This is a genomic window from Jiella marina (genome assembly GCF_024359545.1).
GTDB lineage: Bacteria > Pseudomonadota > Alphaproteobacteria > Rhizobiales > Rhizobiaceae > Jiella.
Window position 1 is genome coordinate 23,606 of sequence record NZ_JAKQZG010000010.1, and the last position, 26,499, is coordinate 50,104.

Consider the following 26,499-nt stretch of genomic DNA (forward strand, 5'->3'; position numbering starts at 1 on the left):
CAGCTCAACATCATGTGAATCGAATATTTCGAAGCCGCTGTGACTCCCGTTTCGTAACTTGATCATCCTCTCTCCTGCGGGAGGAGCAATCATGACGATTCAACCCGGGAGACAATGATATGCGAAAGACCATGATCCGCGCCGCTACGGCCTCCTCGATCCTCGCCATCAGCGCCTTTGCCCTGGCGCCAGCCGCTTTTGCTCAGGACACGATGGAATCGGAAGGTTCGATGAGTTCGGATTCCATGAGCTCCGACTCGATGGCATCCGGCGACATGCCGATGGTTGGCGGTGCCGCGATGGATCCGGCAAAGACGATCCCCGAGAATGCTTCCGCCGCCTCCAATCTTTCGACGCTCGTCGCTGCCTTGCAGGCGGCCGACCTGGTCGAGACCCTGAGCGGCGAGGGACCCTTCACGGTCTTTGCGCCGACCAATGCGGCCTTCGAGAAGCTGCCCGACGGGACCGTCGACACGCTGCTGCAGCCGGAGAACAAGGAACAGCTGACCAAAATCCTGACCTATCACGTGGTTTCGGCTGAGGCGACGTCCGAAGCGGCGATGCAGATGATCGAGGACGATGGCGGCGAGCATGACGTCACGACCGTGTCTGGCGACACGCTGACGCTCAAGATGGATGGCGACAATCTCGTCATCATCGACGAGAGCGGCGGTGGTGCGGTGGTCGAGCAGGCCGACGTGATGCAGGCGAACGGCGTGGTTCACGTGATCGACTCTGTGCTGATGCCGGAGTGAGGTCGCCCATCTTTTGAAGCCGGGAGGCATGCGGCCGGGCCGAAAGGTCCGGCCGTCTTCGTTCGCTCTGTTGCGTGTAACCTTTTCCGGGTGACAGGCGAAGAAGCGAACAAGAAGCAGTGAGAAGCGGACCATCCGGTGGCGTTTGCGATCCTGATGGCCCATGTCTCGCCTAAGAGCATGATCCTTGCCGCGCCATGAGGGGCGGCGGGTGCGAACGACCGAGGAGACCGAAGAGGTATGAACAGAAGACATTTTCTCGCCGGTGGCCTGGTGGCCGCAACGACCGCGCTCGGCGGCGGACTGTTGTTCCGCTCGCGCGCCTCGGCATCCGAAGGCGAATTCCCCGTGACCCGCACCGAAAAGGAATGGCGGAAGATCCTGACGCCCGATCAATATGCCGTCTTGCGGGAAGAGGCGACCGAGCGGCCGTTTTCCAGCCAGCTCAATGACAACAAGAAGGCCGGTCTCTATGCCTGCGCCGGCTGCGACACGCCGGTCTATTCCTCCGAGACGAAGTTCGATTCGGGCACCGGTTGGCCGAGCTTCTGGGCGCCGGTTTCCGAGGAAGCAGTGGCAACGAGAACGGACTTCAAGCTGGTCTATCCGCGCACCGAAGTGCATTGCGCCACCTGTGGCGGCCATCTCGGCCACATCTTCAATGACGGCCCGCAGCCGACCGGCAAGCGCCACTGCATCAACGGTGTGGCCCTGAACTTCAAGCCGGGTCTGCCGACCGCATCCTGAGACCGGATCGTCAAGCTTCCCAGAGGGCAGGCAGATAAGCGACGCCTGCCGGTCGATGGACCGGCGGGCGACGTGCGGCGCAGGCCTCCGCCAACCCGCCCGGCGGGTTCTTAAGCCTTTGAAAAGGTTTGAAGACCACCATCGCTTGAAAGGGTTCCTGGCGGACAAGCATTGAAGCTGAGGAATGGAGTCGCCATATCTCGGAGGCGAAAGGGTGCCGCAAACGGGCCCTTTCGAATGAAGTCGCTTTATCAAGGGCTTTTGAACCGATGAGCCGCATGACGCCGTTTTCCAGCCCGTTGCTGCTTGGCTTCGACAGTGTCGAAAAGACGCTGGAGCGTATCGCCAAGGGTGGTGACGGATATCCGCCCTACAATATCGAGCGGATCAGACCCGACAGGGCCGAAGACAAGGCCGAAAACGGCGATCTGATCCGGATCACGCTCGCTGTCGCCGGTTTCATGCCGGAAGATCTGGAGGTCACGGTCGAGGAGAACCAGCTCCTCATCCGCGGACGCCAGAGCGACGACGAAGAGCGCGAGTATCTGCATCGCGGCATCGCCGCGCGGCAGTTCCAGAAGTGCTTCCTTCTGGCGGACGGTATGCGGGTGATCGGTGCGCAGCTCAAGAACGGGCTGCTTCTGATCGATCTGGCGAAGCCCGAGCCTGAGCGTATCGTCAGGAAGATCGAGATCGCGGTCAACGAATGACCGGGTTTCGCGTTTGCCTTTCAAAGGAGACGACCATGAGTCACACAGTCGACAATGTCAGCCAGAGCGATCTCGCCGCCATCGGCGAAGGCCATATCGCCTATCTGCGGCATATGAGCTCCGACGAGATCCGCGCCCGCTTCCCTGGCGCGCAGCAGATCCAGCCCGGCCTCAAGCTCTGGGCGCTGTTCGGGGCCGACGGAACGCCGCTCGCGGTGTCCGACGACCGTTCCAGCATCCTCCAGAGCGCCTCTCAGAACGAGCTCGCTACGGTCAGCCTGCACTGAGCCCCTGAGCGCCTTCGAACGCAGACGAGCCGGCCTTTTGGCCGGCTCGGCGTTTTCGATACCCACCTGTCCGAACAATCCAGCCCGAACGTCGCTTGCCGCGAGCCCTCAGGCCGCCGCCATCGACGGATCGGGCTTTTTTGCGCCGGTCATCAGCGCGACCGCGTCGTTCATCGTGGCGAGCTTCGGATCGATGACGCAGAGCCGCTTACCCAGGCGGTGGACATGAATGCGGTCCGCCACTTCGAAGACATGCGGCATGTTGTGCGAGATGAGCACGATCGGCATGCCGCGCGAGCGCACATCCTGGATGAGCTCCAGAACCTTGCGCGATTCCTTCACGCCGAGCGCCGCGGTCGGCTCGTCGAGAATGATGACCTTCGACCCGAAGGCCGCCGCGCGAGCGACGGCCACGCCCTGGCGCTGCCCGCCCGACAGGGTCTCCACCGCCTGGCCGATGTTCTGAATGGTCATCAGCCCGAGATCGGAGAGCTTGTCACGGGCGAGCTTTTCCATCGCCTTGCGGTCGAGCAGCCGGAGATACTGGCCGAGAAAGCCGGATTTGCGAATTTCGCGGCCGAGGAACATGTTGTCGGCGATCGACAGGGCCGGCGACAGGGCAAGGTTCTGGTAGACCGTCTCGATGCCGGCCTCGCGCGCCTCGATGGGCGAGGTGAAGCGCACAGGCTCGCCGTTGAGCTTGATCTCGCCCTCGTCCGGCACGACCGCGCCGGAGAGGGTCTTGATCAACGAGGACTTGCCCGCGCCGTTGTCGCCGATCACCGCCAGGATTTCGCCGGGGTAAAGGTCGAAATCGGCATGGTCGATGGCGGTGACGCGGCCATAGTGCTTGACGATGTTGCGGCCGGTGAGAACCGGTTGCTTCTTGGCGCTCATGACGAAATCTTCCGGATCCATTGGTCGATCGCGACCGCGATGATGATCAGCCAACCTGTGGCGAAGAGCTGCCAGAGGACGTCGACGCCTGCCAAGCGCAGGCCGGAATTGAACACGCCGACGATCAGCGCGCCGATCATGGGCCCGAGGATCGAGCCGCGCCCGCCGAAGAGCGAGATGCCGCCGATCACCACGGCGGTGATCGATTCCAGATTGGCTTCGAAGAAGGAGGTCGGCGACACCGATCCGACGCGGCCGATCGAGGCCCAGGCGGCGAGCGCGCAGATGAAGCCCGACAACACGTAGACCGAGACCAGCGTCCGGTCCGTGCGGATGCCGGCGAGTTCCGCAGCCTCCTTGTCGTCGCCGATGGCGTAGACATGCCGGCCCCAGGCCGTGCGGTTCAGGATGTACCAGAGGACGAAAAAGATCGCGACCATCAGCACGACGCCCCAGGTGAGCACCGCATTGCCGATGTTGAAGCGCTCGCCGAAGAGCTTGAGCAGCGGCGCGTCGGCGTCCAGCGTCTGGGAGCGGATCGTTTCGCGACCGGAGAAATAGTAGTTCAGTGCCAGGAAGATGTTCCAGGTGCCGAGCGTCGTGATGAAGGGCGGCAAGCGCACTTTCGTGACGAGCAGCCCGTTGAGCAGTCCGGTCAGGCAGCCGCAGATGAAGCCGATCAGGATCGCGACGGGAACGGGAATGCCGAATTCGACGCTGAGGCGGCCCATGATCACCGAGATCATCACCATCACGGCCGCGACCGAAAGGTCGATGCCCGCGGTCAGGATGACGAGGCTCTGGGCGGCCGCCAGAATGCCGACGATCGCCACCTGCTGCATGATCAGCGAGAGATTGAAGGCGGAAAAGAAATTCGGTGCGACGATGCCGAAGACGATGACGGACAGGATCAGGACGATCACCGGCACCATGGTCGGGCTGCCGTGGAGGAAATGCTGCGCGGTTCCAAGCACACCGCGATGCTTCTGTTCGAAGGCGGCGATCGAGGAGTCGCTGTCCTTCAGGGAGGATTCGTAGTCACTCCCCTTGCTGCTCGTTTCGCTCATGACGGCTGCTCCGCGTGAGGGGGAACCGGGCCGCCGGAGGACGGCTCGGGCGACTCCTGAATGCGCGACGTCTCGATTTGCGTCGCCCAGCATCGAATGGCTGCGGTTTATCCCGACGGCCGAATGGCGGCGACAGGGCCACCGCCATTCGAAGGATCGCTCACGGTCGAGACCGCGATCTGTCCGGGCCCGCGGCTGTGCTCTCCCGCGGTTCGAGCGGGAAGCCCTGGCGGCAGGTCTCGGCCCGGATCAGACGAGCGTCGCCGATCGCGCACCCGTGCTCCCGGGACGAAGGCCTCAGCCCCAGCAGCGGTCGAGGCCTTCCTCGACGGAGATCGACGGAACACCCTCGACCGGTGCGTCGGTTACGAGACTGACGCCGGTATTGAAGAAATCGAGGCCTTCCGAAGGCTGCGGCAGCGTGCCGTCCTTGGCGTACTGGACGATCGCCTCGATGCCTTTCGACGCCATCAGCAGCGGGTACTGCTGGGATGTCGCGCCGATCACGCCTTCCTGAACGTTATTGACGCCCGGGCAACCGCCATCGACCGAGACGATCAGGACGTTGTCTGCCATGCCGAAGGACTTGAGGGCCTCATAGGCTCCGGCGGCGGCCGGCTCGTTGATCGTGTAGACCAGATTGATGCCCGGGTCGCGCTGGAGGAGGTTCTCCATCGCCGTGCGGCCGCCTTCCTCGTTGCCCGAGGTGACGTCGTGGCCGACAATGCGCGGATCGTCCTCGTCGCCGATCGTGCCTTCGTCCTTGATGTCGATGCCGAAGCCCTTGAGGAAGCCCTGGTCCCGCAGAACGTCGACCGAAGGCGCCGAGGGCGAGAGGTCGAGCAGGGCGATCTTGGCGTTTTCCGCCTCGTCGCCGAGCGTCGCGCGCGCCCACTGACCGATCAGTTCGCCCGCCTTGAAATTGTCGGTGGCGAAAGTCGCATCGGCTGCGTCGATGGGCTCGAGCGGCGTGTCGAGCGCGATCACCAGAACGCCGTTGTCGCGAGCCTGCCCGACCACATCCGTGATGGCCTTGGTGTCGGAGGCGGTGATCAGGATGCCCTTGGCACCGGACGCGATGCAGCTTTCCACCGCCTGGACCTGCGTCTCATGGTCGCCATCGACCTTGCCGGCGAAGGTCGAGAGACTGACGCCCAGCTCGTTGGCCTTTTCCGTGGCACCTTCCTTCATCTTGACGAAGAAGGGATTGATGTCCGTTTTGGTGATCAGGCAGGCGCTGATATCACTGTCCTGCGCCAAAGCCGGTGTCGCGAGGGCAAAAGCGGCGAATGCGGTGGACGCGAGTAGGGTGCGAAATGTCACGTAAGTTCCTCCCAAAACCGAAATACAAGCCGCGGCGCGCCACGGCCCGTCCGAACGACCTCCTATCGCTCGGTTGCGTCGATCGAAACATCAAACATCAGCTATTGTCAACAAAGATAATTCATGTAGATTTATTTATTATCGAATCGCTAACCGCATGCGGGCGTGACCCGATCCCCACGTGGCGCTTCGAGATGGTGGGGGATAGCATCAGGCGGCCGGTCGCCCCGGCGACCCGTCCGCCACTTGGACCGCAGCGACGTTGTGCGGACGCGGGTCGCGCGAGTTCCCGTCGCCCGTTCAAACGTCTCCGGACCGCGGGACCGGGCGAGGCGAGGACGGGCGCCTTCGGAGGAGTGTGATGGCCATCATGGACGATGATCTGGACGGCGCCGGCGGCGAAGCGCCCGAAAGCCGGGTGCGCGGCTCGAACCAGTCGGGACTGCGGGCCCACAACAAGCGGGCCGTCCTGTCGCTGATCCGCCGCCACGGCCGGATCGCGAAAGCCGAGATCGCGCGACGCACCGGCCTGTCTCCCCAGACCGCTTCGGTCATCATGCGCAGCCTGGAAGCCGAACAACTCGTCTTGCGAGACAAGCCGCAGCGCGGCCGTGTCGGTCAGCCCTCGATCCCGATGCGTCTCAACCCCGACGGTGCGTTCTCCCTCGGCCTGAAGATCGGCCGGCGTTCGGTGGATCTCGTCTTGATGGATTTCATCGGGCGCATCCGGGTGCGGGAGGGGCAGAACTATCCCTATCCGCGCCTTCAGACGATTCTGGACTTCGTTGCCGAAGCCGCTCCAAAGCTTCGCTCGGCGATCTCTTCCTCGCAGGCCAAGCGCATTTCCGGGCTTGGCGTGGCGATGCCCTACGAATTGTGGTCCTGGGGCGACGAGATCGGCGCGCCGGCGGATTCGATCGCCGAATGGAGGGACCTCGACATTGTCGCCGCCCTCCAGAATGTCTGCGATCTTCCGATCTATGTCGCCAATGACGCGACCGCGGCCTGCGCTGCCGAGAACGTGTTCGGCACCACCCAGTCGGCGGATTTCGTCTATTTCTTCGTGGGCGCGTTCGTCGGCGGCGGGATCGTGATGAATGGCGATCTCGTCTCGGGCCGGGGCGGCAATGCCGGGGCACTCGGCTCGATGCCGATCCCGCGTGAAGGGGGCGGTTCCGACCAGTTGATCAACTTCGCTTCCCTGCATGTTCTGGAAAAGATGTTCGAGGCGGAAGGTGGCGATGCCCTGCCGATCTGGCGCGGCGAGGAGACCTGGAAACAATTTGGTCCCTCGCTGGAACGATGGATCGATATCGCCGCTTACGGGCTCGCCCATGCCATCGTGGCGGCGAGTTCGGTCTACGATTTCGAGGCGGCGGTGATTGACGGGCGGATCCCCGAAAGCGTGCGGGCCCGTCTGGTCGCAAAGACGATAGCCGCGATGAAGCCGCTGAATCGTCAGGGACTGTCACCCATTGCGGTGGAGGTCGGGACGATCGGCGCGTCGGCCCGCGAAATCGGCTCGGCCAGCCTGCCCTTCTTCGCCCATTACCTTCTCGATCACCGGGTGCTGTTCACCGAGGGCGATCGACTTCCCTCTGTGATCGGTGGCTGAAGGCTGCGGTGATTCAAGGCGAAGCAGACCTGGCGGCAGAAAGCTCTGACGGTCTTTCCCGTTGTCGCCTGCGCCGGGCGAACCGGCGGGCGTTCAGGCAGGGCAATTTCTCCCGATGAATCCGGCGACTTCCGCGATTGCACGGGGCGATCGACTGGACATGACGTCTGGGGCTCCTATCCCTTAAGGCCACGCAGGAACCGGGCTCGCACCCGGCCGTTCTGCGGAGTGGAGAGCACCTGACCTGACATCCTTTTAGAAGGTTCGTCCATGGCCGACGCCGCAATTGAGCCACGCAAGTCCAAGAAAGCCGCCAAGGCGAAGAGCGCCGAAAGCGAGGCCGCGCTGCTGGCCCTGGCCGAAAACCGCGTCGCCATCGAGGGCGTGGAGCCAGAGATCGATGGGGGGCGCTTTGCCCTCAAACGACTCGTGGGCGAGCCCCTGACCATTTCGGCCGACATCTTCTGCGACGGACATGACAAGATCGACGCGGCTCTGATCTACGGTCCGGCCGATGCCGATCCGTCGAAATGGTCCGAGGTGAAGTTCGAGTTCCTCGTCAACGACCGTTGGGAAGCGACGATCCGTCTCGACGAACCGGGTCCGTACCGCTTCTCCATCATTGCGTGGCGCGATCTTTACGCGACTTGGCGCGACGAGGCGAAGAAGAAGCGCGACGCCGGAAAGCTGACCGATCTCGAACTGATCGAGGCGCGCGAACTCGTCCTCAAGGCCAAGGATTCGGGCCGCGGCGCCAAGGCCGATCACAAGAGCCTCGCCAAACTCCACGACAAGCTCGAGAAGATGGCCCAGAAGGGCGATGCGGACGGCCAGTACGAGCTGATGCAGTCCGACGAGGTGACGGCACTGCTCGAAGCCGCGGGCACGCGCACCAATCTCTCGCGCTATCCTGGCAACATTCCGGTCTGGGTCGACCGCGAGGCGGCCGGCTTTTCGTCCTGGTACGAGATCTTCCCGCGCTCCCAGTCAGGGGACGTCAACCGCCACGGCACCTTCGACGACGTCATCAAGCGGCTGCCCGACATTCAGGCGATGGGCTTCGATGTCCTGTATTTCCCGCCGATCCATCCGATCGGCTCAACCAACAAAAAGGGCAAGAACAACTCCCTGACCCCGGCGCCGGACGACCCGGGCAGCCCTTACGCCATCGGCTCCAAGGATGGCGGGCATGATGCGATCCATCCCGAACTCGGCTCGTTCGAGGATTTCTCCCGGCTGATCGAAGAGGCGAAGAAGCACGGCCTCGAGATCGCCATCGACTTTGCCATTCAGTGTTCGCCCGACCATCCCTGGATCAAGGAGCATCCGGAGTGGTTCGACTGGCGGCCGGATGGCACGATCAAGTTCGCCGAGAACCCGCCGAAGAAATACGAGGACATCGTCAACGTCCATTTCTACCGCGGCGCGCTGCCGTCGATCTGGTACGAGTTGCGCGACATCGTCCTGTTCTGGCTGAACAAGGGCGTGAGGATCTTCCGCGTCGACAATCCGCACACCAAGCCGTTCCCCTTCTGGGAATGGATGATCGCCGAGGTCCGCAAGGTCGATCCCGGCGCGATCTTCCTGGCCGAAGCCTTCACCCGGCCGAAGGTCATGAAGCGCCTCGCCAAGGTCGGCTACAATCAGTCCTACTCCTACTTCACCTGGCGGAACGAGAAGTGGGAGCTCGCCGAATATCTGACCGAGCTGACTCAGGAGGAATGCGCCGAATACATGCGGCCAAATTTCTTCGTGAACACGCCGGACATCAATCCGATCTATCTCCAGACGAGCGGCCGGCCGGGCTTTCGCACGCGCCTTGCGCTCGCGGCCACGCTCGCCGGCAATTACGGCGTCTATTCCGGATTCGAGCTCTGCGAATTCCTGCCCGTGCCGGGCAAGGAGGAATACCTCAATTCGGAAAAATACGAGATCCGCGCCTTCGACTGGCACGCCGAGGGCAACATCCGCGACGACGTGGCCTTCTTCAACGGCCTGCGGCGCTCGGAACCCGCGCTGCAGGACTTCCGCTCGCTCGCCTTCTTCAATTTCTGGAACGACCAGATCCTCTATTACGGCAAGCGCACCGCTGACCGGTCGAACTATTTGATCTTCATGGTCAATCTCGATCCCCACCACGCCCAGGGCGGGCATTTCGAGGTGCCGCTCTGGGAGTTTGGCCTGCCGGACGACGGATCCGTGGTCGCCGAAAACCTCGTCACCGGCCAGCCGATCACCTGGCACGGCAAGATCCAGCACTGGTGGCTGAACCCGGCCGACTGCCCCTATGCCGTCTTCAAGCTCCGGCCGGCCTAGCGGCTTTCAAATCCCTCGCGCCGCACACCCGGACCATCACCCATCCCGACCGGAACGACTGAAAACTTCATGAACGAGATCGTCACAGCCGCCTCCCTCGACCATTCCCATGGGCCCGACCCTTCGGCGCCGGACTGGTACAAGGACGCCATCATCTATCAGCTCCACGTGAAGACCTTCGTCGATTCCAACGGCGACGGAATCGGCGATTTTCCGGGGCTTCTGTCGCGGCTCGACTATATCCAGGAGCTCGGCGTCACGGCGATCTGGCTTCTGCCGTTCTATCCCTCGCCGCTGCGCGACGATGGCTACGACATTGCCGACTATCGCTCGGTCAATCCGTCCTACGGCAATATCGAGGATGTCGAGCGGCTGATCGAGGAAGCGCACAAGCGCGGCATGCGGGTGATCACCGAGCTGGTCATCAACCACACCTCGGACCAGCATCCCTGGTTCCAGGCGGCTCGCCATGCGCCAAAAGGCTCGCCGGAGAGGGACTTCTATGTCTGGGCCGATGACGACAAGGGCTACGATCTCACCCGCATCATCTTTCTCGACACCGAAACCTCCAACTGGACGTGGGACCCGGTCGCCCAGCAATATTTCTGGCACCGCTTCTATTCCCACCAGCCGGACCTCAACTTCGACAATCCGAAGGTGATGGAGGAAGTGCTCTCAATCATGCACTTCTGGCTGGACAAGGGAGTGGACGGGCTGCGCCTCGACGCGATCCCCTATCTCGTCGAACGCGAGGGCACGAACAACGAGAACCTGCCCGAGACCCACGACGTCCTCAAGGCGATCCGCGCCGATCTCGACAAGCACTATCCGGACCGCATGCTGCTCGCCGAGGCGAACCAGTGGCCGGAGGACACGCGGCCCTATTTCGGCGAGGGCGACGAATGCCACATGGCGTTCCACTTCCCGCTGATGCCGCGCATGTACATGGCGCTCGCCCAGGAAGACCGGCACCCGATCACCGACATCATGCGGCAGACGCCGGAGATCCCGGACAATTGCCAATGGGCGATTTTCCTGCGCAATCACGACGAGCTGACGCTCGAAATGGTGACGGAGGAGGAGCGCGACTATCTCTGGTCGACCTATGCGGCCGACACGAGGGCGCGGATCAATCTCGGCATCCGTCGGCGTCTGGCGCCGTTGATGGGCAATGACCGCCGCAAGGTCGAACTGCTCAACGCGCTCTTGATGTCGATGCCCGGAACGCCTGTCGTCTATTACGGCGACGAGATCGGCATGGGTGACAATTACTATCTCGGCGACCGCGATGGCGTGCGTACGCCGATGCAGTGGTCGGCCGACCGCAATGGCGGCTTCTCCCGCGCCGATCCGCAGCGCCTTTACCTGCCGGTGATTCAGGACGCGGTCTATGGCTACCAGGCCGTCAATGTCGAAGCGCAGTCGAACAACCCCGCCTCGCAGCTCAACTGGACGCGCCGCCTGATCCAGGTTCGCCGCATGAAGGAAGCCTTCGGCCGCGGCGAGATCAATTTCCTTCTGCCGTCCAACCGCAAGATTCTCGCCTATCTGCGCGAACATGGCGACGAGCGCATTCTTTGCGTCGCCAATCTGTCGAGTTCGGCCCAGGCGGTGGAACTCGACCTTTCGGACTTTGCCGGCGCAGTGCCGGTCGAGATGCTGGGGCTTTCGGCCTTCCCGCCGATCGGAACCAACCCCTACATGCTGACTCTGCCGGCCTATGGCTTCTTCTGGTTCGATCTGGCCGACAGCGGCAGCGCCCAGCAGGGACAAGGGGTTCCAACGCCGCTTCCCGCCTTCTCGACCCTTGTCGCGCCGGGGGATCTCAAGGCGACGATCGGCGGGCGCAACCTGACCGAACTGAAATCGGTGCTGCCCGAATACGTCTCCGGCCAGCGTTGGTTTGCCGGCAAATCACAGCGGCCGCGGAGCATCGATATCTCGGTCCTCGGGGCGCCGACGCCGGAGTCCCGCCGACATCTCCTGACCGAGTTGACGGTCGGAGCCGCGGAAAGTGATCAGCATTATCTGCTGCCTCTGTCGGTGCGCTGGGGCGAGCAGCATCTTTCTTCGCAAGACCCCGATCTGCCCTACACGATCGCCAAGGTTCGCCAGGGCGCGCGCATCGGTGGCCTGATCGACGGCACCCGCAGCGCCGACCTTGCCAAGGTGATGATCGCGCTGATCGCGGCGGGAACGGATGTCGATCTCTCCGAAGGCGAATTGCTGGTCGAGGCTTCGGATGCTTCCCGGGAGGGGCTCGCCCAGGCGCTTCTCGTCGACACGGATGCGATCCGGGTCCTGTCCGGCGAGCAGTCGAACACCTCGCTCCTGATCGGCTCGGAAGCGATCCTGAAATATTATCGCCGCCTGCGGGACGGTATTCAGCCGGAACTGGAAGTCACGCGATTCCTGACCGAGAAGACCGACTTCGAGGCCGCTCCGGCGCTTTACGGGTCGATCGAGCTGATCCGGAAGGACGGAACGCGTACCGCCATCGCCGCCCTGTTCGAGCAGGTTCAGAACCAGGGCGATGCCTGGACGGTGATCGTCGAGGCGCTGGCCCGCTATCTGCGCGACCACGCCTATGTCCAGCAGCCGCTCGCCGACGAGAATCTCGACGTCGGCGCGTTGAGCGAGCCGCAGCTTCAGATCCAGATCGATCCGGCGGAAGTGCTCGGCCGGCGCACCGGTGAGATGCATGCCGCACTCGCCACCGAAACCGGGGATCCCGCCTTCGATCCCGAGCCCCTGGATGACGACAGCTACATGGCCGTCGTGCGTGAGGCGAAGCAGGACGTCGCCAGTGCTCTCGAAGCGCTCGCCGCAGCCAAGCCGAACCTGCCGGCCGAGGAGATCGAGGATGTGGAGCGGCTGGTCGGGGCCGAGAAGGACATCCTCACTTGGTTCGACCGCTTCGGCGGGCTGAAGGTCAACACCCATCGCACCCGCATTCACGGCGATTATCACCTCGGCCAGGTGCTGGTTTCGAAGAACGACGTGGTCATCCTCGATTTCGAGGGTGAGCCCGGCCGTACCCTGGAAGAGCGCCGCGCCAAGACATCGCCGCTTCGCGACGTGGCGGGCCTCGTTCGTTCCTTCGACTACGCCGCCTTCGCGGCCCGCGACAAGGCGGGGCCGGTCGACGAGGTGACGGCGGAGCGCCTGCGCGACATGGCGGAGAACTGGCGCGACGAGGTGACCGAGGCGTTCCTGAAACATTGGAGCGATGCGGCCGGTATCGCGTTGGACGATGCAACGCTGCAATTCCTCGATCTCTTTGTGTTGCAGAAGGCCTTCTACGAACTTCGATACGAGGCCGCGATGCGGCCGGCGTGGCTGTCGATCCCGCTGCGCGGCATCGTTGCACTTCTCGAAAAACGACAGGTTCTCAAATGAATATGACCCCAGCCACGCCCCCAGCCGGGATCGATCCTCGGCCCGAAGAACATCAGGCTTGGGAAATCGGTCGCGGCGTTCATGGGGATCCCTTTTCAATCCTCGGACGGTTCACCGTCGAGGGCGGCGCAATCGTGCGCGTCTACCGGCCCGGTGCCCATTCCGCGCAGGTCATCGATGGCGGCGGCATGGCGCTTGGCGCACTGGAGCCCTACGGGCCCGAAGGCTTCTTTGTCGGCTATGTACCCGGTTTGAATGCGGACTCCGGCTACCGCATGCGCTACTCCCATGGCGGCGGAACTCCCTGGGACGAGGAAGATCCCTATCGCTTTTCTCCGATCCTCGGCGAGCAGGACGTCTATCTGATCGCCGAAGGCAATCACTATCGCCTTTACGAGAAACTCGGCGCCCATCCGATGGTGATGGACGGAGTGGAAGGGGTGGCTTTCGCCGTCTGGGCGCCCAATGCGCGCCGTGTGTCCGTGGTGGGCCATTTCAATTCGTGGGATGGTCGCCGTACGGTCATGCGCAAGCGCCATGAGTGCGGCGTGTGGGAACTGTTCATTCCCCATCTCGGCAAGGGCGAGGTCTATAAATACGAGGTGATCGGCCCGGACGGCAATCTGCAGCCCCTGAAAGCCGACCCCGTGGGCTTCCGTCAGGAAATGGCGCCCTCGACCGCCTCGGTCGTTGAGGGCGCGGTCAAGCATGAATGGCAGGATCAGGCCTTCATGTCCCAGCCCGACGACTGGCAGGATCGGGAAAAGCCGATCTCGATCTACGAGGTGCATCTGGGCTCCTGGCGGCGCGGCGCGGACAATGAATTCCTCGACTACGACGCGATCGCCAGCGAACTGGTCGCCTACGTCAAGGAGATGGGCTTCACCCATGTGGAGTTCCTGCCGGTCTCGGAGCATCCGTTCTACGGCTCCTGGGGCTATCAGCCCATCGGGCTTTTCGCACCGACTTCGCGCCATGGCTCGCCGGAAGGCTTTGCCCGCCTTGTCGACGCGCTTCACCAGGAAGGGATCGGCGTTCTCCTCGACTGGGTTCCGGGCCACTTCCCGACGGACATGCACGGGCTCGTACGCTTCGACGGGACCGCGATCTACGAGCATCCCGATCCGCGCCGCGGCTTCCACAAGGACTGGAACACGCTGATCTACGATTACGGCCGGCCGCAGGTGAAGAACTTCCTGGTCGCCAACGGCATGTACTGGCTCGACCAGTTCCATATCGACGGCCTGCGCGTCGATGCCGTCGCCTCGATGCTCTATCTCGACTACTCCCGCAGCCATGGAGAGTGGGAGCCGAACATCTACGGCGGGCGCGAGAATCTGGAGGCCATGGCCTTCCTGAAGGACGCCAACGAGCGGATCGGCGAATACTATCCCCGAGCAACCACCCATGCGGAGGAGTCAACGGCCTTTCCGGACGTCTCGAAACCGACCTACGCCGGCGGCCTCGGCTTTCACTTCAAATGGAACATGGGGTGGATGCACGATACGCTGCATTACATGCAGGAAGAGCCGGTCAACCGGCGCTATCACCACCACCACATGACCTTCGGCATGGTCTATGCCTATTCGGAGAACTTCGTCCTTCCGCTCAGCCATGACGAGGTGGTCTACGGAAAGGGCTCGCTGCTTGGCAAAATGCCCGGTGACGAGTGGCAGAAGTTCGCCAATCTCAGGGCCTATTTCGGCTTCATGTGGACCCATCCGGGCAAGAAGCTCTTGTTCATGGGCGGCGAGTTCGGTCAGTGGGCCGAGTGGAACCACGACCAGTCGCTCGACTGGCATCTCCTCGACAATCCGTCCCACAAGGGTGTCCAGAGCCTCATCCGCGATCTGAACGCGCTCTATCGCGACGTGCCGGCGTTGCATGAGCTGGATTGCGACCCGGCCGGCTTCGAATGGGTCGATACGGCCAATGTCGAAGAGAGCGTCATTGCCTTCCTCCGCAAGGATCGCGACGGACGCCAGGTTCTGATCGTCTCGAACTTCACGCCCGTGCCGCGCCACGATTATCAGGTCGGCGTGTCACGCGAGGGCCAGTGGGTTGAGCGCCTCAACACCGACGCGGAGGTCTATGGCGGCTCGAATGTCGGCAATCTCGGCGGCAAGGAAGCCGAGCCCCATTCGGTCCACGGCCGGCCCTATTCGATTTCTCTGACCCTTCCGCCGCTCGCCACCATCGTGCTGGTGCACGAGGGCTGATGGCGCGGCCCGCGAGCGCTCAGGCCGTTGCCGGGCCGTTTCGTGCCAGGGGCGATGGCGGCGGGGCACCGGCCGCAAGGCGAAGGGGTTTGGCGATGACCACGCGGTCGCGGCCCGACCGCTTCGCCTCGTAGAGCGCGCCGTCGGCGAGTTCCATCAGCAATTCGAGGCTGCCGGCCTGGCGCGTTGTCGCGAGGCCGATGCTGACGCTGAGTTCCAGCCCGGCGTGGCGGCGCGAGACGGCTGCGGCGAAACTGGTTCTGATCGTTTCGGCTTCCGCCGCGGCCGAGGCGGCCGTCCGACCCTTCAGGAGGATGGCGAATTCCTCGCCGCCCAGGCGCGCAAAGACGTCCTTGCGTGACACTCGCTCGGAGACGGCGGAGGCCAGGCACTGGAGAATCTCGTCGCCGAACGCATGGCCATGGGTGTCGTTCACCTGCTTGAAGTGATCGATGTCGAGGACCAGAAGCGCGACCTCCTCGTTTGGAGAACTCCCGGCGATCATCGCCCGCGCCCTGGAAGAGAACGCCCGCCTGTTGGCTATCCCGGTCAGAAAGTCCGTGTCGGCCAGTCGTTCGAGCGACGACTCCCGTTTCTCCCGGTTCCAGGCGATGAGCAGGTAGCTGAGGAGCATCGCGGACCAGATGCCCTCCATCATCACCAGCGTCAGGTCGACGCCGGTCAGCAGTTCGGCTGCGGCCCCACTGGGGTTCTGGATCGTCCAGACCAGCCTTCCTACATGGAAGAGTGTGCGGAGCCCGAACAGAAGCACAAGCGCCAGAGAGATGGCTCCCATCGGGCGGTATTTGAAGACCAGCCAGCCGGCGATGAGAGAATAGAAGGCCATCCCTGCCGAGACGACCACGACGCGGTCGTCGAAGGACGCGGCAGCAGGGCAGAACTGCCAGAAGACGAGCCACAACGCACCCCCAAGCCATGCGATTCCCGTCAGATCCTTTCGGCCGACGAAATGCGCCACGCCGGCGAAAAGCGCCCCGTAGCCGAGGAGCAGCGCTGCATTTCCAACGCCGATCGACAGCCCGTTGAGACCGACCAGTCTGAGAGGCAGGAAAGCCACGGATAGGCCGGCGAGCAGGAAGCCGGCACACCACCAGATCATCGCGGACTCGTGGCCCCTGCGCCATTCAATGAAGGTCGAGGCGGCTGCGATGGCGCAGGCACCCGACAGAAGAATGAACAGGATCTCGAGACTACCGGGCATGATGTCTATCGCAACAACCGTGCTCTTCCCGATCGCGCAGAACGCGAAGCGTCAATACCGTCTTACGCCACGACAGTTGTGGACTTCTTAAGACTGAAGCTTCTGCCGGCCTGAGAACTGGGAAACATGCTGTCTGACGCATACCCGGTCATGAAGACGTGAAACGCTTCGCTCGGCGGCGAGAGCCGTTTGCGTCAAACCGGGTAGGCCAGGCCTTTCGAGACCGGTTGGGATGTGGCTTTGGTGGCGGATGAGGCCGCTTTTCGCACCGCGGGGGTTATCATCTCGACGCGGTTCCGCCCCTTGCTCTTGGCCAGATAGAGCGCGTCGTCGGCCCATTTCATCAATTCGTCCAGATCTGCCGCCTGCCGGGTCGTGGCAACACCGATGCTGACGGTCGCGGTTCGTCCGAGGCTCGTCACACCTCTCGTCCGGCTCTCGAAGTCGAGACGGATGGCTTCAGCCATCGTCGCGGCAACGGCCGCATTCCCGCCGGGTAGAAGCAGCGCGAATTCCTCTCCTCCGAGGCGGGCGAAGGAGTCGGTCGGTCCGACGTGTCGACGCACGATCTCGGCGAATTCCTTCAAGATCTCGTCGCCGAAGGCGTGACCATGTTCGTCGTTGATCTGCTTGAAATGGTCAAGATCGAGCATCAGGAGCGCCGTCTCTTCCAGGCTCGTCGACTGCGCCACGATGGCTTCGCCCTTCAGCACGAAGGCGCGCCGGTTGTCCGCGCCGGTGAGAGCATCGGTCTCGGCCAGTCTCACCAGGGAACTCTCCCGGCTCTCATGCGTGAGCGCCAGCAGGAGATGTCCGAGAAGGACCGTTGACCACAGCCCCCACATCAGGACGATCGTCACGCCATAGCCCGCCAGCAGCGGATGGTTGAAGTCCAGGCCCGTAGCGGCGGCAACCCCTCTCGCGACGGAGAAAGCTGCCCGCAATGCGAAGACCCCGGCGACAAGCTGGACGAGCCAACTCCGGCTGGCGAAGCGAAGCAGAAAATGGGCGCCCGCATAAGAGTAGATGGCAGTAATGCTGGAGGAAAGGGCGAGGCGCCAGCCTTGTTGGTCCGCCAGGGGGCTGAACATCCAGAAGACCAGCCAAACCGCGGCTCCCACCACACCGTATTTTGCGAGGTTGGGCCGTCCGCAGAACGCCGCGACTCCCGAAAAGAGCATGCCGTGCCCGAGGAGTACCAGCACGATGGCAGCACCGAGCGAGGGAACGCCCCAGGACGAAAAGCGAAGGGGCAGGAGAGCTGCAGACATGCTGAGGGCGAGAAAGGCCGAAAAGAACCATGCCAGGGCGATATCGCGGCACCGCAGCCACTCGGCGAACATGACCGCGGCGGCAATGAGATTCGTACCTATCAACAGCACGAGGATAGTATCGACGTCGATCAGCATATCTTCTCAATCGCAACGGTCGCATTTCGTCACAAAGACGCTAACTCCCAAAGGTCGAAAAAAGCCTTACGCTACGAGCGCGCTTCCGATGGTTCCGGTGCGAAGTTCGTAGGCAGCACATGAAAGTGAACGCTTCGCATTCGTCGGACTCGGGCAGCGAAGGGCTGGAGGCGTCCGGCAAAACCCGTCAGGCCGCGCCGGCGCCCGCCGGAACTCGGTCCACCGAGCGACTCGTTTCCTGCAGCCCCGAGCCGACAAAGACGCCGGCGATGGGGGAGACATCGCGATAGTATTGCCCCCGCAGCGACGACGATGTGATCGTCATCCGACGTCTCGCCATTCGTCAGGACGAAGCCGAATTAGCCACGATTCGGGCCGACCGGGCGACACATTCTCTCCTGTCGCGCCGCGACTGAGTTCGAGATCCGAATCTCCCGCACGGCTTGCGCGGTCGCGCCGATCATCGTTCAACCTGCTTCTTCGGATAAAGCTGCCGAGTGGCAACAGGATGTGGCGCATGACGTAAAGAATTGTCGGCAAATAGCGATGATTATTTATCAATGATTTGCGCCGATCAAACGCATACGTGTTCGCTCTACTGCGGGTTGTTTGTTGACATTATGCGTCAAGAGGCTTCGTCTGACGAGGCAAGGCAGTCTTCGATGTGAATACTGAAGCGGAGATCAGGCCATGGAAGATGAATCCCGGATAACCGACACAGATGAAGCCGGCGTATCCGCCAATTCCAATCCGTTTCAGACACTGTCGACCATGCGACAGACGAAGACCGTCGCGAAGGCGGTCTCGGCTGACCGGGAAGGTGTCTTTTTCCAGAACGCGGCCGGCGAACTCGAAATTCTCGCGATCGGGACGGATCTCGAGCTCAACCGGATCAAGCGGGATGCGGCGAGCGACACGGGCTGGAGCCTCCAGGCGACGGGCATCAGCGCCTATGCCCTCGCCAAACCCGATCCGAGCACTGCGGACGCCAACACGCCGATCTTCGCCGTCATCAAGGGAGGCGACGGCAGGCCCGCCTTCGCCCGGATGGAATACGAGAAGGAAACCGACAGCTTCCGGCCCGCCCAGATCGGCGGGGAGATCATCACCTTTCCCCTCGCCACGGATGTGATCAGCTTCGCCGTCCTGCAGGATCCCAAATTCCCGGATCAGTTCCAGCTTACGGCCACGGTCGTATCGGGAACGGTCTACAAGTCCTGCTATGTCAGGACCGGCTCCTTTGCGCAGCCGACGGTGAAGCCCCTGTGGTTCTATGAAACCGCGCTGCTGGGCGGATCGAAAGTTCAGACGCTCAGCCGTTTTCGTGCGCCCTCCGGAGGCGATACGTCGGATTACTCGTTCCTGACCATCGCCGGTCGGATGCTGACCACTTATCTGCCGAGCCATGTTCATCCGACCCCATCCTTCGACGACCTGGACGTCGTCAAGGATGTGACGCCGGGCTCCGTGCCCGCGCCGACGACAGCCCGGCTGTTCGAGATCGCCGGCGCATCGAGCGAAGCGCCGGAAGTGTTCCTTATCGACGACGAGAAAACTCTCAAATGCGCGACGGGAGCACCTGCCGACGCCAGCGACAACGCGACCATTTGGCCGTCAAACTATCAGACCGTACCGACGACCACGCAGTTCGGCGACACCGTCTCCATCACCAAGCTGAAAGCCGTTCGCTTGGGAAATGGCCTGCCGACCCAACTCTTCGGCCTCGCAAAAAACGGAACGCTCCTGCATTTCCCGCGCCAAGCCGACGGAACATGGCTGCCGGTGGTCGATACCGGTGTGCCGGCCTCCAACATCGCCGTCACCGAACTCGGCGATGCCGGCCAGGATGACGACAGCGCCGTGCGCGTGGCGGCGGTCAGTTCGTCGGGCGATCTGAGACTTCTCCGCATCACGACGGCCGGCGAATACATCGTCGAGCCGATCGATTTCGAGGACGATCAGACGGCAAAGACGCTGACGGATGTCTATCGCTACACGACGCGCCTGGTCGTCACCGACGAGAACGGCCTGCCGCAGCCGAAGCTGACGGTCATGCTGAAGTCCTCGACGGAACTCGCCGCCACCGTCAACAATGTCCAGATCCTGCTTCCCAACGCCTTTCCCATCGCGGTCACCACCGACGGGCTTGGGCATCTGACGATCATCGCCGATCTGAACGAGCAGTTGGGAGCGCCCTCGTTCAGCCTGGAATCGGACGCGTTCCCCGACGGGCCGATGACCACGAGCCCGCAGGAAACCGTCAGAAGCGTCCTGCGCGATGTTTCGGGCGACATGCTGCAGGCGGCGACCGATCCCGCGAGCGGCCAGCCGGTCATTCCGGACAAGGACGGCAAGACGAACTATGGCGACATCGCTTCGGCCCTCAACAAGGCTATGCAACCGGCCTCCAAGTTCGACGATTTCGCCCCGCTCGACGTGAATATCCAGGCCCTGGACGTTGCGGGCAGCGGTTTTTCCGTCGATTTCACCGATGACGGTATCCGTACTTCCGATGTGGCGGATGAGGACTTCGAGGCGTTCTGGGGGGCTGCGGCCGAGATCGAAGGAACCCGCGACTTCGAAGAGCCTCTCGGCTTCTTCCACGGCGTGAATTGGGGCGCGGCCTGGCGGGCCATCAAGGATGGGCTGGTAAAGGCCACCAAGGTGGTGATCAAGGGCGCGCGCGCCGTGATCACGATCGCGGGCAAGGCTTATCGTTTCACGCTCAAGGCTGCGCGCGACTTCTTCGACTTCGCCCAGGCGCTCCTCGAAATCGCTGGGGCGGCGTTCGGGCGTCTGGTGGGCTGGTTGCTCAAGGAACTGGGCTTCTTCACCGACTGGGTGCAGGTCATCAAGAACAAGAATGCGCTGAAGCGCTACGTCAAGGCCAAGCTGCCCGTGCTGATCGGCAGGCTGCCGGACCCGGCCGGGCTGAAGCCGATGATCGACCAGTATTTCATGACGTTCGAGAACGACCTCGAACAGCTCTTCATGACCGCGAATGCTGTTCTCGGCGAGCGAAACCGAACCCTCGGTGCGGCGGCCAAGGGGCGCTACAACCAGATGCCGTCACGGGCCGCCTTGCGGGCGACGACGGCCATGAGCGGGCCCCCGATCGGCTTCGGATTGCTGGACCGGTGAGCCAGGTTCTGGACGAGGTCTCCTGGCTGGCAGGGGAGGTATTCCGCAATGTTCCCAAGGCGAAACTCCCCGACAACATTTCGCTGCCCAATACCAGGTCGGCCTTCGAGAAGCTGATCTCGGATGTGGGGACCGAATTCGTCGACGATGCCAGCAATATCGTCGACGCGCTCGCCTCGGACCTCGCCGATTGGGCGTCCGATCCCAAGGCGCTCGAAGAAAAGGCCTTTACCGAACTGGTCGAAACGGTGATCGAGCCGATCATTCTCGACATCGTCAAGCTGACGAATACGGTGATCGACGATGGCATCGACGTTCTCGAGGGCGGCAAGAAGGACCTTGCCAATCTGGTCGACTGGCTCGATACGGAAATCGAACTGCCCTTCTTCACCGCCTTCTACGACAATTTCGAGAACGTGATCGTCGACGACAGCGACAACCTCCTGTCGCTCCTCGACCTATCCCTGCTCCTCATGAGCATCCCGGCGACCAAGGCCCTCGGCGACCTCACGGGCACCTTCGCTCTCGATCAGGAAACGGCGGATGGCGCGGCGGGAGAGATTCCGGACATCGCCATCGCCGCCAACGTACTGCTCGGCGCCGCGGGATTGCTCACCTTCCTCTACGATCTGATCGGGCTGAATATCGACGCCTTTTTCGAAGACGAGGATTCGGAACTCGGGCCGGCCTTGGATCTTGGGGAGAACATCGTGCTCGTCCTGGCCAGCTTGTTCGCGTCCATCGTTGGCACCGTGGCGAGCGAGCAGGAAGACGATCTGACGGAGATCGAACTCGCAACCTACTGGATCGCCTCGCTTTCGAGGGATTTGATCAACCTCTTGATCGTGAGCGCCGGTGCCGGGATTCTGGCGCTCACTCGCGGCCAGAACGCCAAGCTGATCAATTTGGGCGTTTCGATCATGTTCTTCCTCGTGTCGCTTCTGTTCGTGGTCATCAGACCGATCGCCGCCGCAACGGAAGCGGCCAGAATCAAGGGTCAGGCGGACCCGAACGAGAGAGCGGAAGCGACCTATGCCAATGTCGTCGAATGGCTTGGCGTGACCGGTGAGTTCCTCAATGTGGGGCGTCCGATCATCGCCAAGACGATCGGAACCATCGGCTTCAAGGGCGTGGCGGAGTCGGTCGCCGTCGAATCGGTGATCATCCTGTTCTCGTTCTTGCGAGGCCTCGTCACGGGCACGACCGTGGCGGTCGATCTTCTCGTGGTCGACCAGTCGCAAGAGGCCGAAAATGACGGACGCGGCGCTGCTCGACGAGCATGAACTGGCCATGGCGTGCGTTCGTCTCGGCGGCCGGTCTCGCCGAGTATTGGTCAGTCCGCCGCCAATTCCTCGATTGGCACGACATCCACCGAGTGGCTCGTTTCCTGCGGTCCCGTCGTGACAAAGACGCCGGCGATGGGCGAAACGTCGTCATAGTCCCGCCCCACGGCGACGACGATATGATCGTCGCCCGCCGTCACGCCATTCGTCGGGTCGAAGCCGACCCAGCCATGATCCGGACCGAGCCAGACATCGACCCAGGCATGCATGGCATCGGCGCCTTCGAGGCGGGGCTGGCCCTCGGGCGGGTTGGTGCGCAGGAAGCCGCTGACGTAACGGGCAGGAATGCCATTCGCGCGCAGCCCCGCGATCATCACATGGGAAAAGTCCTGGCAGACGCCGCGTCTGGCCGTGAAGGCCTCCCTGACCGTCGTGCCGACGCTGGTCGAGCCAGGAACATAGGCGAAATCCGCACGGATGCGCTTCGTCAGCGCGAGCATAGCGTCGCCCGCCGGCGAAGCGCGGTCGCCGAGCGTCTCGCGAACGAAGCTCGTCAAAGCCGTGACACCCACGATCCGGCGGCTGGGTCCGAGGAAATGGATCGGCGAGGATGCATCGCTCCGGCGACTGGCCTGCGCCTCTCCGGCGACGAGCGGGGCGGGCGGCGTCTCCGAAAGTGGCGGTTCGTTCCGCTCGACGTCGACCCGGGCGCGCATCTCGACCGCAAGCTTGGTGTGCGCGCTGAAGAAGGCGATGCTGTCCACCGGATTGTCGAAGAAGTCGAACTCGGCGTCTCTCTCCTCGGGGCGCGGCGCGATCGACACGGTCGCAGTCTCGACCCGCTGCCCATGGTCGGTACGGGGGCGGATGCGCAGAATATGGCGGGCATCTGCCACGGCGGAGGGATAGTCATAGGTGATCTTCAGCCGGATCGCGTATTTCATTCCGGCCCTCCGCTCCATTCCTTGGCGCCTGGCGGGCTCGACAGGAGATAACGGCTCGTCAGCAGATTCGAGATGAGGCCGAGATCACCGACGACCCGCTCGAGAAAGGCGGGGTCGACTTCGACGGCATCGGCGGTCTGGAGGCGAACCTTCAGGCGGGCGAGGCGGCGCAGCAGCATGTCGGGCGTCTCACCCACATGGACCCCCGGCAGTACCGAGGTGACGTCGGACAGGGTGTTCACTTGAAAGGCGAGAGCGCGAGGGTTGAGCGGATCGAGAACCGTCAGGTCGACCACCGTTTCGCGGGAGAGATCGACCGAATAGCGACGGCGATAGGTGACGCTGGAATCGGTGAAGGTGAGAAGCGCCTCGAGGACGCCCTCGGGCGGATCGCCCGCGAGAAGCTGAGAGGCGATCGTCGCCGTCGACTGCCCGCGCTCCAGCGCCCGGCCGCACTGCATGAAGCGCCAGCCGGTGAACTGGTACATGTTTTCATGGGCCAAGCCGGCAAAGCCGGAGAGATGCGTGAGGATTTGGCTCGTCAGGTCGACGATGTCCTCGTCCTCCTCCGCGATCGCTTCCAGAACGAGGCTCACGATCTCTTTCAGCGTATGCCAGGCTTCAGGCGAAAAACGCTCGCGAATGCGCGATGCCGTATCCGCCGCCTGGCGGGCCAGAACCAGAAGTCCGCGCTGCGGCCGGTCGTCCTCCACCTCGATGCCGAAACCGGCGAGAACCTTCGCGACCCGCGCTTCCAGCCCGCCAGAGGTCCAGCCCTCGCTGGTGCGGGCCGCGTACAGCCGCAGCAGCCGGGTGGCCACTTCGCATCGCTCGGCATAGCGGCCGAGCCAGAACAGATTGTCGGCGGCGCGCGCCGGAAGGGCGCCCGGCAGCCGCCGCGAGAAACGATCGCCCTGAGACGCCAGAAGCGTGACCGGTTTCGCGGGTGTCGCCGAAGGAATCCACACGTCGATCGAGCCGCCGCCGCGCTGCATGGAAATTACCCGGGCGTCGCGGGAATCGGCGACACGGGCAAATCCGCCGGGCATGACATGCCAGCCATCCTCGTCGCGCATCAAGAAGGCGCGCAGCGTCACCGGCCGCGGGGCGAGATGGCCATCGACGAAGACCGGCGCCGTCGACAGGGCCGCGATTTCCTGGCCCACCAGATCGACGCCCTCGCGGGCCGAAGCCGGGAAGCTGCGCGATTTGCCGTCGCGGCGGGCCGCAGTCTCTTCGCTCGAGCGGGCATTGGCCGAGGGCGGAAAGGCCGGGCCGAGCTGCAGGCGCGCGGCATTGTCGATCACATAGCGGCGTGCCTCCTCCTGGCCGCACCACCAGGTGGCAACCGTCGGCAGCTTCAGCTCTTCGCCGATCAGCGCGCTTGCGAGAGACTGTTGAAAGGCGAGAAGTGCGGGGGTCTCCAGAATGCCCGAGCCAAGCGCGTTGACCACCTGAAGCGCGCCAGAGCGCACGGCCCGCAACAGGCCCGGCGTGCCGATCTGCGAGCCGGCGAACAATTCCAGCGGATCGCAGAAATCGGCATCGAGGCGCCGCCAGAGCACCTTGATCGCCTGGAAACCGTCGACGGTGCGCACTTCCGCCCGGTCGCCATGGACGACGAGATCGCCGCCTTCGAGGAGAAGCAGGCCGAGATAGCGCGCCAGATAGGCGTGCTCGTAATAAGTCTCGTTGTGCGGTCCCGGCGTCAGGAGGCCGACCCGGGTCACCTCGGGCCCGGCGAGGCGATAGAGCATCTCGCGGAAACGGCGGAAGAACGACGCCAGACGCTCGATGTTCAGGGACCGGCTGAGATCGGGAAAGGCTTTGGACGTCGCGACCCGGTTTTCGAGGGCAAATCCAGCGCCGGAAGGCGCCTGGGTGCGATCGCCGAGGACCCACCAGCGGCCATCCGGGCCACGCCCAAGATCGACCGCGATGAAGCGCAGGAGCGGTGCCCCGTTCTTCGCCTGATCGGCGAGAGGCCGCAGGAACTCGGGATTCTGCCCGAGAATGATGCCGGGCAGATGGCCTTCGCGGATCGTGCGCCGCTCGCCGTAAAGATCGGCGAGAAGCGTCTCCAGGAATTCGGCGCGCTGGACGAGGCCCTCTGAAAGCGTCGACCACTCCTGCCGGTCGACGATGAGGGCGGGATGGCCGAGGGGCCAGTCACGGCTCTGCTCGCTGCCGTCGCCGGCGCCATAGACCTGATGGAAAACACCGGCTTCGGAGAGATATTGCCGGGCCGAGGCGAAGCGCCGCGAGATCTCCCGCTCCGGCATCGCCGACAGCGCCTTCATCAACGGTGCGTAATGGGTTTTGAGCGTGCCGTCGCGCGCGATCATCTCGTCGCGCCCGCCGGCCACATGCTGCGAATAGCCAAGCGCGAGTTTTGAAAGAATCGTGGGCGGCATGGGACCGAAGAGCTCCTGTGAGCCGACCTATAGCAGGCTTCGGCGCCAGCGACACCGGTCTCGCCTGCGGAGCCCGGACCTCCGCTTCAGCCAAACGCCGCCGTGTGAAACGCGATTTCGAGAGCGATCACTTCGCCGAAGAGCGTGATCAGCCGCTCGCGCTCGCCATCGTCCATCGTCTTTGCCACCGCATCGATCCGCGCTTTCAGCCAGTTCGCCTGGGCCTCGAAGCCGGGCGCGACGTGGAGCGCGACCCATTCGCGGGGAAAGCCCTCAGCGCTCATGCGGGCGAGTGCAGTGCGGCACCAGTTGAGATACATCCATTCGGCACAGAACATCGCGGTGACGATGTCGGCGAAGCCTCCGGTCTCAGCGATCGTCAGCATGCCCCGGTCGAAGGCCGTAAAGCCGGGCGCACCCCGGTCGAAGGCGGTGGGATCGACGCCGAGATCGCGATAGGCGCGGTCGAAATAGTCGAGCTGCTCGGCAAGCAGCGCGCCGACCACGCCGTGGAGCCAGCGCTGGTCCTCGATCGTCGGTGCCTTGGCGAGCGCGAACGAGAAGATGCGGACCGCCGTCGCCACGAAGGCGCCTTCATAGACGAGATAGCGGTGGAACGCCTGCTCCGGCAGGGTGCCGGTGGCGATCTCCTCGACGAAGCGATGGGCCTGCATGGCATCCCAGGCGGCCTGGTTTTCGCCGACGAGACGGTCGGAGAATGGGATTGCGGCTTTGGATGTCATGTCGCGCC

General features: G+C 63.3%; 19 protein-coding genes. 10 read left to right on the plus strand and 9 right to left on the minus strand.

From position 1 onward, the window contains the following. Positions 1-131: 131 nt before the first annotated feature. The 4 genes from MF134_RS16500 to MF134_RS16515 all read left to right on the plus strand — a co-directional run bounded on the left by MF134_RS16500 (position 132) and on the right by MF134_RS16515 (position 2,499). Positions 132-755 (plus strand): fasciclin domain-containing protein, encoded by a 624-nt coding sequence (locus MF134_RS16500; RefSeq protein WP_457590015.1) that lies wholly within the window; start codon positions 132-134, stop codon positions 753-755. A 240-nt stretch (positions 756-995) separates the two neighbouring features. Further along, complete coding sequence (gene msrB, locus MF134_RS16505; RefSeq protein WP_255340573.1) at positions 996-1,502, plus strand: peptide-methionine (R)-S-oxide reductase MsrB; 507 nt, start codon at positions 996-998, stop codon at positions 1,500-1,502. Positions 1,503-1,771: 269 nt separating this feature from the next. Beyond that, entirely contained in the window at positions 1,772-2,212 is a 441-nt protein-coding gene (locus MF134_RS16510; RefSeq protein ID WP_255340574.1) for an Hsp20 family protein, read from the plus strand. Between the two features lie 35 nt (positions 2,213-2,247). Then, entirely contained in the window at positions 2,248-2,499 is a 252-nt protein-coding gene (locus MF134_RS16515) for a BQ00720 family protein (RefSeq protein ID WP_255340575.1), read from the plus strand. A 108-nt stretch (positions 2,500-2,607) separates the two neighbouring features. On the opposite strand, the gene MF134_RS16520 is transcribed toward MF134_RS16515, so the two are convergent. The 3 genes from MF134_RS16520 to MF134_RS16530 all read right to left on the minus strand — a co-directional run bounded on the left by MF134_RS16520 (position 2,608) and on the right by MF134_RS16530 (position 5,786). Continuing rightward, positions 2,608-3,396 (minus strand): ATP-binding cassette domain-containing protein, encoded by a 789-nt coding sequence (locus MF134_RS16520; protein ID WP_255340576.1) that lies wholly within the window; start codon positions 3,394-3,396, stop codon positions 2,608-2,610. Next, the gene (locus MF134_RS16525; RefSeq protein WP_255340577.1) at positions 3,393-4,463 is read right to left on the minus strand and encodes an ABC transporter permease; all 1,071 of its coding nucleotides are present in this window, start codon (positions 4,461-4,463) and stop codon (positions 3,393-3,395) included. Before MF134_RS16525 ends, MF134_RS16520 begins: the two co-directional genes overlap by 4 nt. A 297-nt stretch (positions 4,464-4,760) precedes the next feature. Further along, a complete protein-coding gene (locus tag MF134_RS16530) occupies positions 4,761-5,786 on the minus strand; it encodes a sugar ABC transporter substrate-binding protein (protein ID WP_255340578.1) in 1,026 nt (341 codons plus the stop codon). A 370-nt stretch (positions 5,787-6,156) separates the two neighbouring features. On the opposite strand from MF134_RS16530, the gene MF134_RS16535 reads away from it, so the two are divergent. From MF134_RS16535 to glgB, 4 genes are all read left to right on the plus strand, one after another. Continuing rightward, positions 6,157-7,401 (plus strand): ROK family transcriptional regulator, encoded by a 1,245-nt coding sequence (locus MF134_RS16535; protein WP_457590016.1) that lies wholly within the window; start codon positions 6,157-6,159, stop codon positions 7,399-7,401. Between the two features lie 270 nt (positions 7,402-7,671). After that, on the plus strand, positions 7,672-9,717 hold the full coding sequence (locus MF134_RS16540) for an alpha-1,4-glucan--maltose-1-phosphate maltosyltransferase (protein ID WP_255340580.1): 2,046 nt from the start codon (positions 7,672-7,674) through the stop codon (positions 9,715-9,717). A gap of 69 nt (positions 9,718-9,786) precedes the next feature. Next, complete coding sequence (gene treS, locus MF134_RS16545; protein WP_255340581.1) at positions 9,787-13,116, plus strand: maltose alpha-D-glucosyltransferase; 3,330 nt, start codon at positions 9,787-9,789, stop codon at positions 13,114-13,116. Beyond that, positions 13,113-15,335, plus strand: a complete 2,223-nt coding sequence (gene glgB, locus MF134_RS16550; protein WP_255340582.1) for a 1,4-alpha-glucan branching protein GlgB — start codon at positions 13,113-13,115, stop codon at positions 15,333-15,335. Before treS ends, glgB begins: the two co-directional genes overlap by 4 nt. A 19-nt stretch (positions 15,336-15,354) precedes the next feature. Here glgB and MF134_RS16555 read toward each other — a convergent pair whose 3' ends face one another. From MF134_RS16555 to MF134_RS16565, 3 genes are all read right to left on the minus strand, one after another. Next, positions 15,355-16,557, minus strand: a complete 1,203-nt coding sequence (locus MF134_RS16555) for a GGDEF domain-containing protein (protein ID WP_255340583.1) — start codon at positions 16,555-16,557, stop codon at positions 15,355-15,357. 194 nt (positions 16,558-16,751) lie between these two features. Beyond that, positions 16,752-17,966: a GGDEF domain-containing protein gene (locus tag MF134_RS16560; RefSeq protein WP_255340584.1), complete on the minus strand. Its 1,215-nt coding sequence runs from the start codon at positions 17,964-17,966 to the stop codon at positions 16,752-16,754. Between the two features lie 187 nt (positions 17,967-18,153). Beyond that, on the minus strand, positions 18,154-18,291 hold the full coding sequence (locus MF134_RS16565; RefSeq protein WP_255340585.1) for a hypothetical protein: 138 nt from the start codon (positions 18,289-18,291) through the stop codon (positions 18,154-18,156). A 365-nt stretch (positions 18,292-18,656) separates the two neighbouring features. On the opposite strand from MF134_RS16565, the gene MF134_RS16570 reads away from it, so the two are divergent. Next, complete coding sequence (locus tag MF134_RS16570) at positions 18,657-21,107, plus strand: hypothetical protein (RefSeq protein WP_255340586.1); 2,451 nt, start codon at positions 18,657-18,659, stop codon at positions 21,105-21,107. After that, positions 21,104-22,390 carry a hypothetical protein gene (locus tag MF134_RS16575; protein WP_255340587.1) on the plus strand — a complete coding sequence of 429 codons (1,287 nt, stop codon included), beginning with the start codon at positions 21,104-21,106 and terminating at the stop codon, positions 22,388-22,390. The genes MF134_RS16570 and MF134_RS16575 overlap by 4 nt, the downstream gene beginning before the upstream one ends. A gap of 50 nt (positions 22,391-22,440) precedes the next feature. On the opposite strand, the gene MF134_RS16580 is transcribed toward MF134_RS16575, so the two are convergent. The 3 genes from MF134_RS16580 to MF134_RS16590 all read right to left on the minus strand — a co-directional run bounded on the left by MF134_RS16580 (position 22,441) and on the right by MF134_RS16590 (position 26,491). After that, positions 22,441-23,334 (minus strand): transglutaminase family protein, encoded by an 894-nt coding sequence (locus MF134_RS16580; RefSeq protein WP_255340588.1) that lies wholly within the window; start codon positions 23,332-23,334, stop codon positions 22,441-22,443. Further along, on the minus strand, positions 23,331-25,748 hold the full coding sequence (locus MF134_RS16585; protein WP_255340589.1) for a circularly permuted type 2 ATP-grasp protein: 2,418 nt from the start codon (positions 25,746-25,748) through the stop codon (positions 23,331-23,333). The genes MF134_RS16580 and MF134_RS16585 overlap by 4 nt, the downstream gene beginning before the upstream one ends. An 86-nt stretch (positions 25,749-25,834) precedes the next feature. Beyond that, a complete protein-coding gene (locus MF134_RS16590; protein ID WP_255340590.1) occupies positions 25,835-26,491 on the minus strand; it encodes a TenA family protein in 657 nt (218 codons plus the stop codon). Positions 26,492-26,499 lie beyond the last annotated feature (8 nt).

Excerpts from the sequence above, each read along its gene's own strand:
- MF134_RS16500 (WP_457590015.1), top strand. The coding sequence starts at position 132 with ATGATCCGCGCCGCTACGGCCTCCTCGATCCTCGCCATCAGCGCCTTT.
- msrB (WP_255340573.1), top strand. The coding sequence starts at position 996 with ATGAACAGAAGACATTTTCTCGCCGGTGGCCTGGTGGCCGCAACGACC.
- MF134_RS16510 (WP_255340574.1), top strand. The coding sequence starts at position 1,772 with ATGAGCCGCATGACGCCGTTTTCCAGCCCGTTGCTGCTTGGCTTCGAC.
- MF134_RS16515 (WP_255340575.1), top strand. The coding sequence starts at position 2,248 with ATGAGTCACACAGTCGACAATGTCAGCCAGAGCGATCTCGCCGCCATC.
- MF134_RS16520 (WP_255340576.1), bottom strand. The coding sequence starts at position 3,396 with ATGAGCGCCAAGAAGCAACCGGTTCTCACCGGCCGCAACATCGTCAAG.
- MF134_RS16525 (WP_255340577.1), bottom strand. The coding sequence starts at position 4,463 with ATGAGCGAAACGAGCAGCAAGGGGAGTGACTACGAATCCTCCCTGAAG.
- MF134_RS16535 (WP_457590016.1), top strand. The coding sequence starts at position 6,157 with ATGGACGATGATCTGGACGGCGCCGGCGGCGAAGCGCCCGAAAGCCGG.
- MF134_RS16540 (WP_255340580.1), top strand. The coding sequence starts at position 7,672 with ATGGCCGACGCCGCAATTGAGCCACGCAAGTCCAAGAAAGCCGCCAAG.
- treS (WP_255340581.1), top strand. The coding sequence starts at position 9,787 with ATGAACGAGATCGTCACAGCCGCCTCCCTCGACCATTCCCATGGGCCC.
- glgB (WP_255340582.1), top strand. The coding sequence starts at position 13,113 with ATGAATATGACCCCAGCCACGCCCCCAGCCGGGATCGATCCTCGGCCC.
- MF134_RS16555 (WP_255340583.1), bottom strand. The coding sequence starts at position 16,557 with ATGCCCGGTAGTCTCGAGATCCTGTTCATTCTTCTGTCGGGTGCCTGC.
- MF134_RS16560 (WP_255340584.1), bottom strand. The coding sequence starts at position 17,966 with ATGCTGATCGACGTCGATACTATCCTCGTGCTGTTGATAGGTACGAAT.
- MF134_RS16565 (WP_255340585.1), bottom strand. The coding sequence starts at position 18,291 with ATGACGATCACATCGTCGTCGCTGCGGGGGCAATACTATCGCGATGTC.
- MF134_RS16570 (WP_255340586.1), top strand. The coding sequence starts at position 18,657 with ATGGAAGATGAATCCCGGATAACCGACACAGATGAAGCCGGCGTATCC.
- MF134_RS16580 (WP_255340588.1), bottom strand. The coding sequence starts at position 23,334 with ATGAAATACGCGATCCGGCTGAAGATCACCTATGACTATCCCTCCGCC.
- MF134_RS16585 (WP_255340589.1), bottom strand. The coding sequence starts at position 25,748 with ATGCCGCCCACGATTCTTTCAAAACTCGCGCTTGGCTATTCGCAGCAT.
- MF134_RS16590 (WP_255340590.1), bottom strand. The coding sequence starts at position 26,491 with ATGACATCCAAAGCCGCAATCCCATTCTCCGACCGTCTCGTCGGCGAA.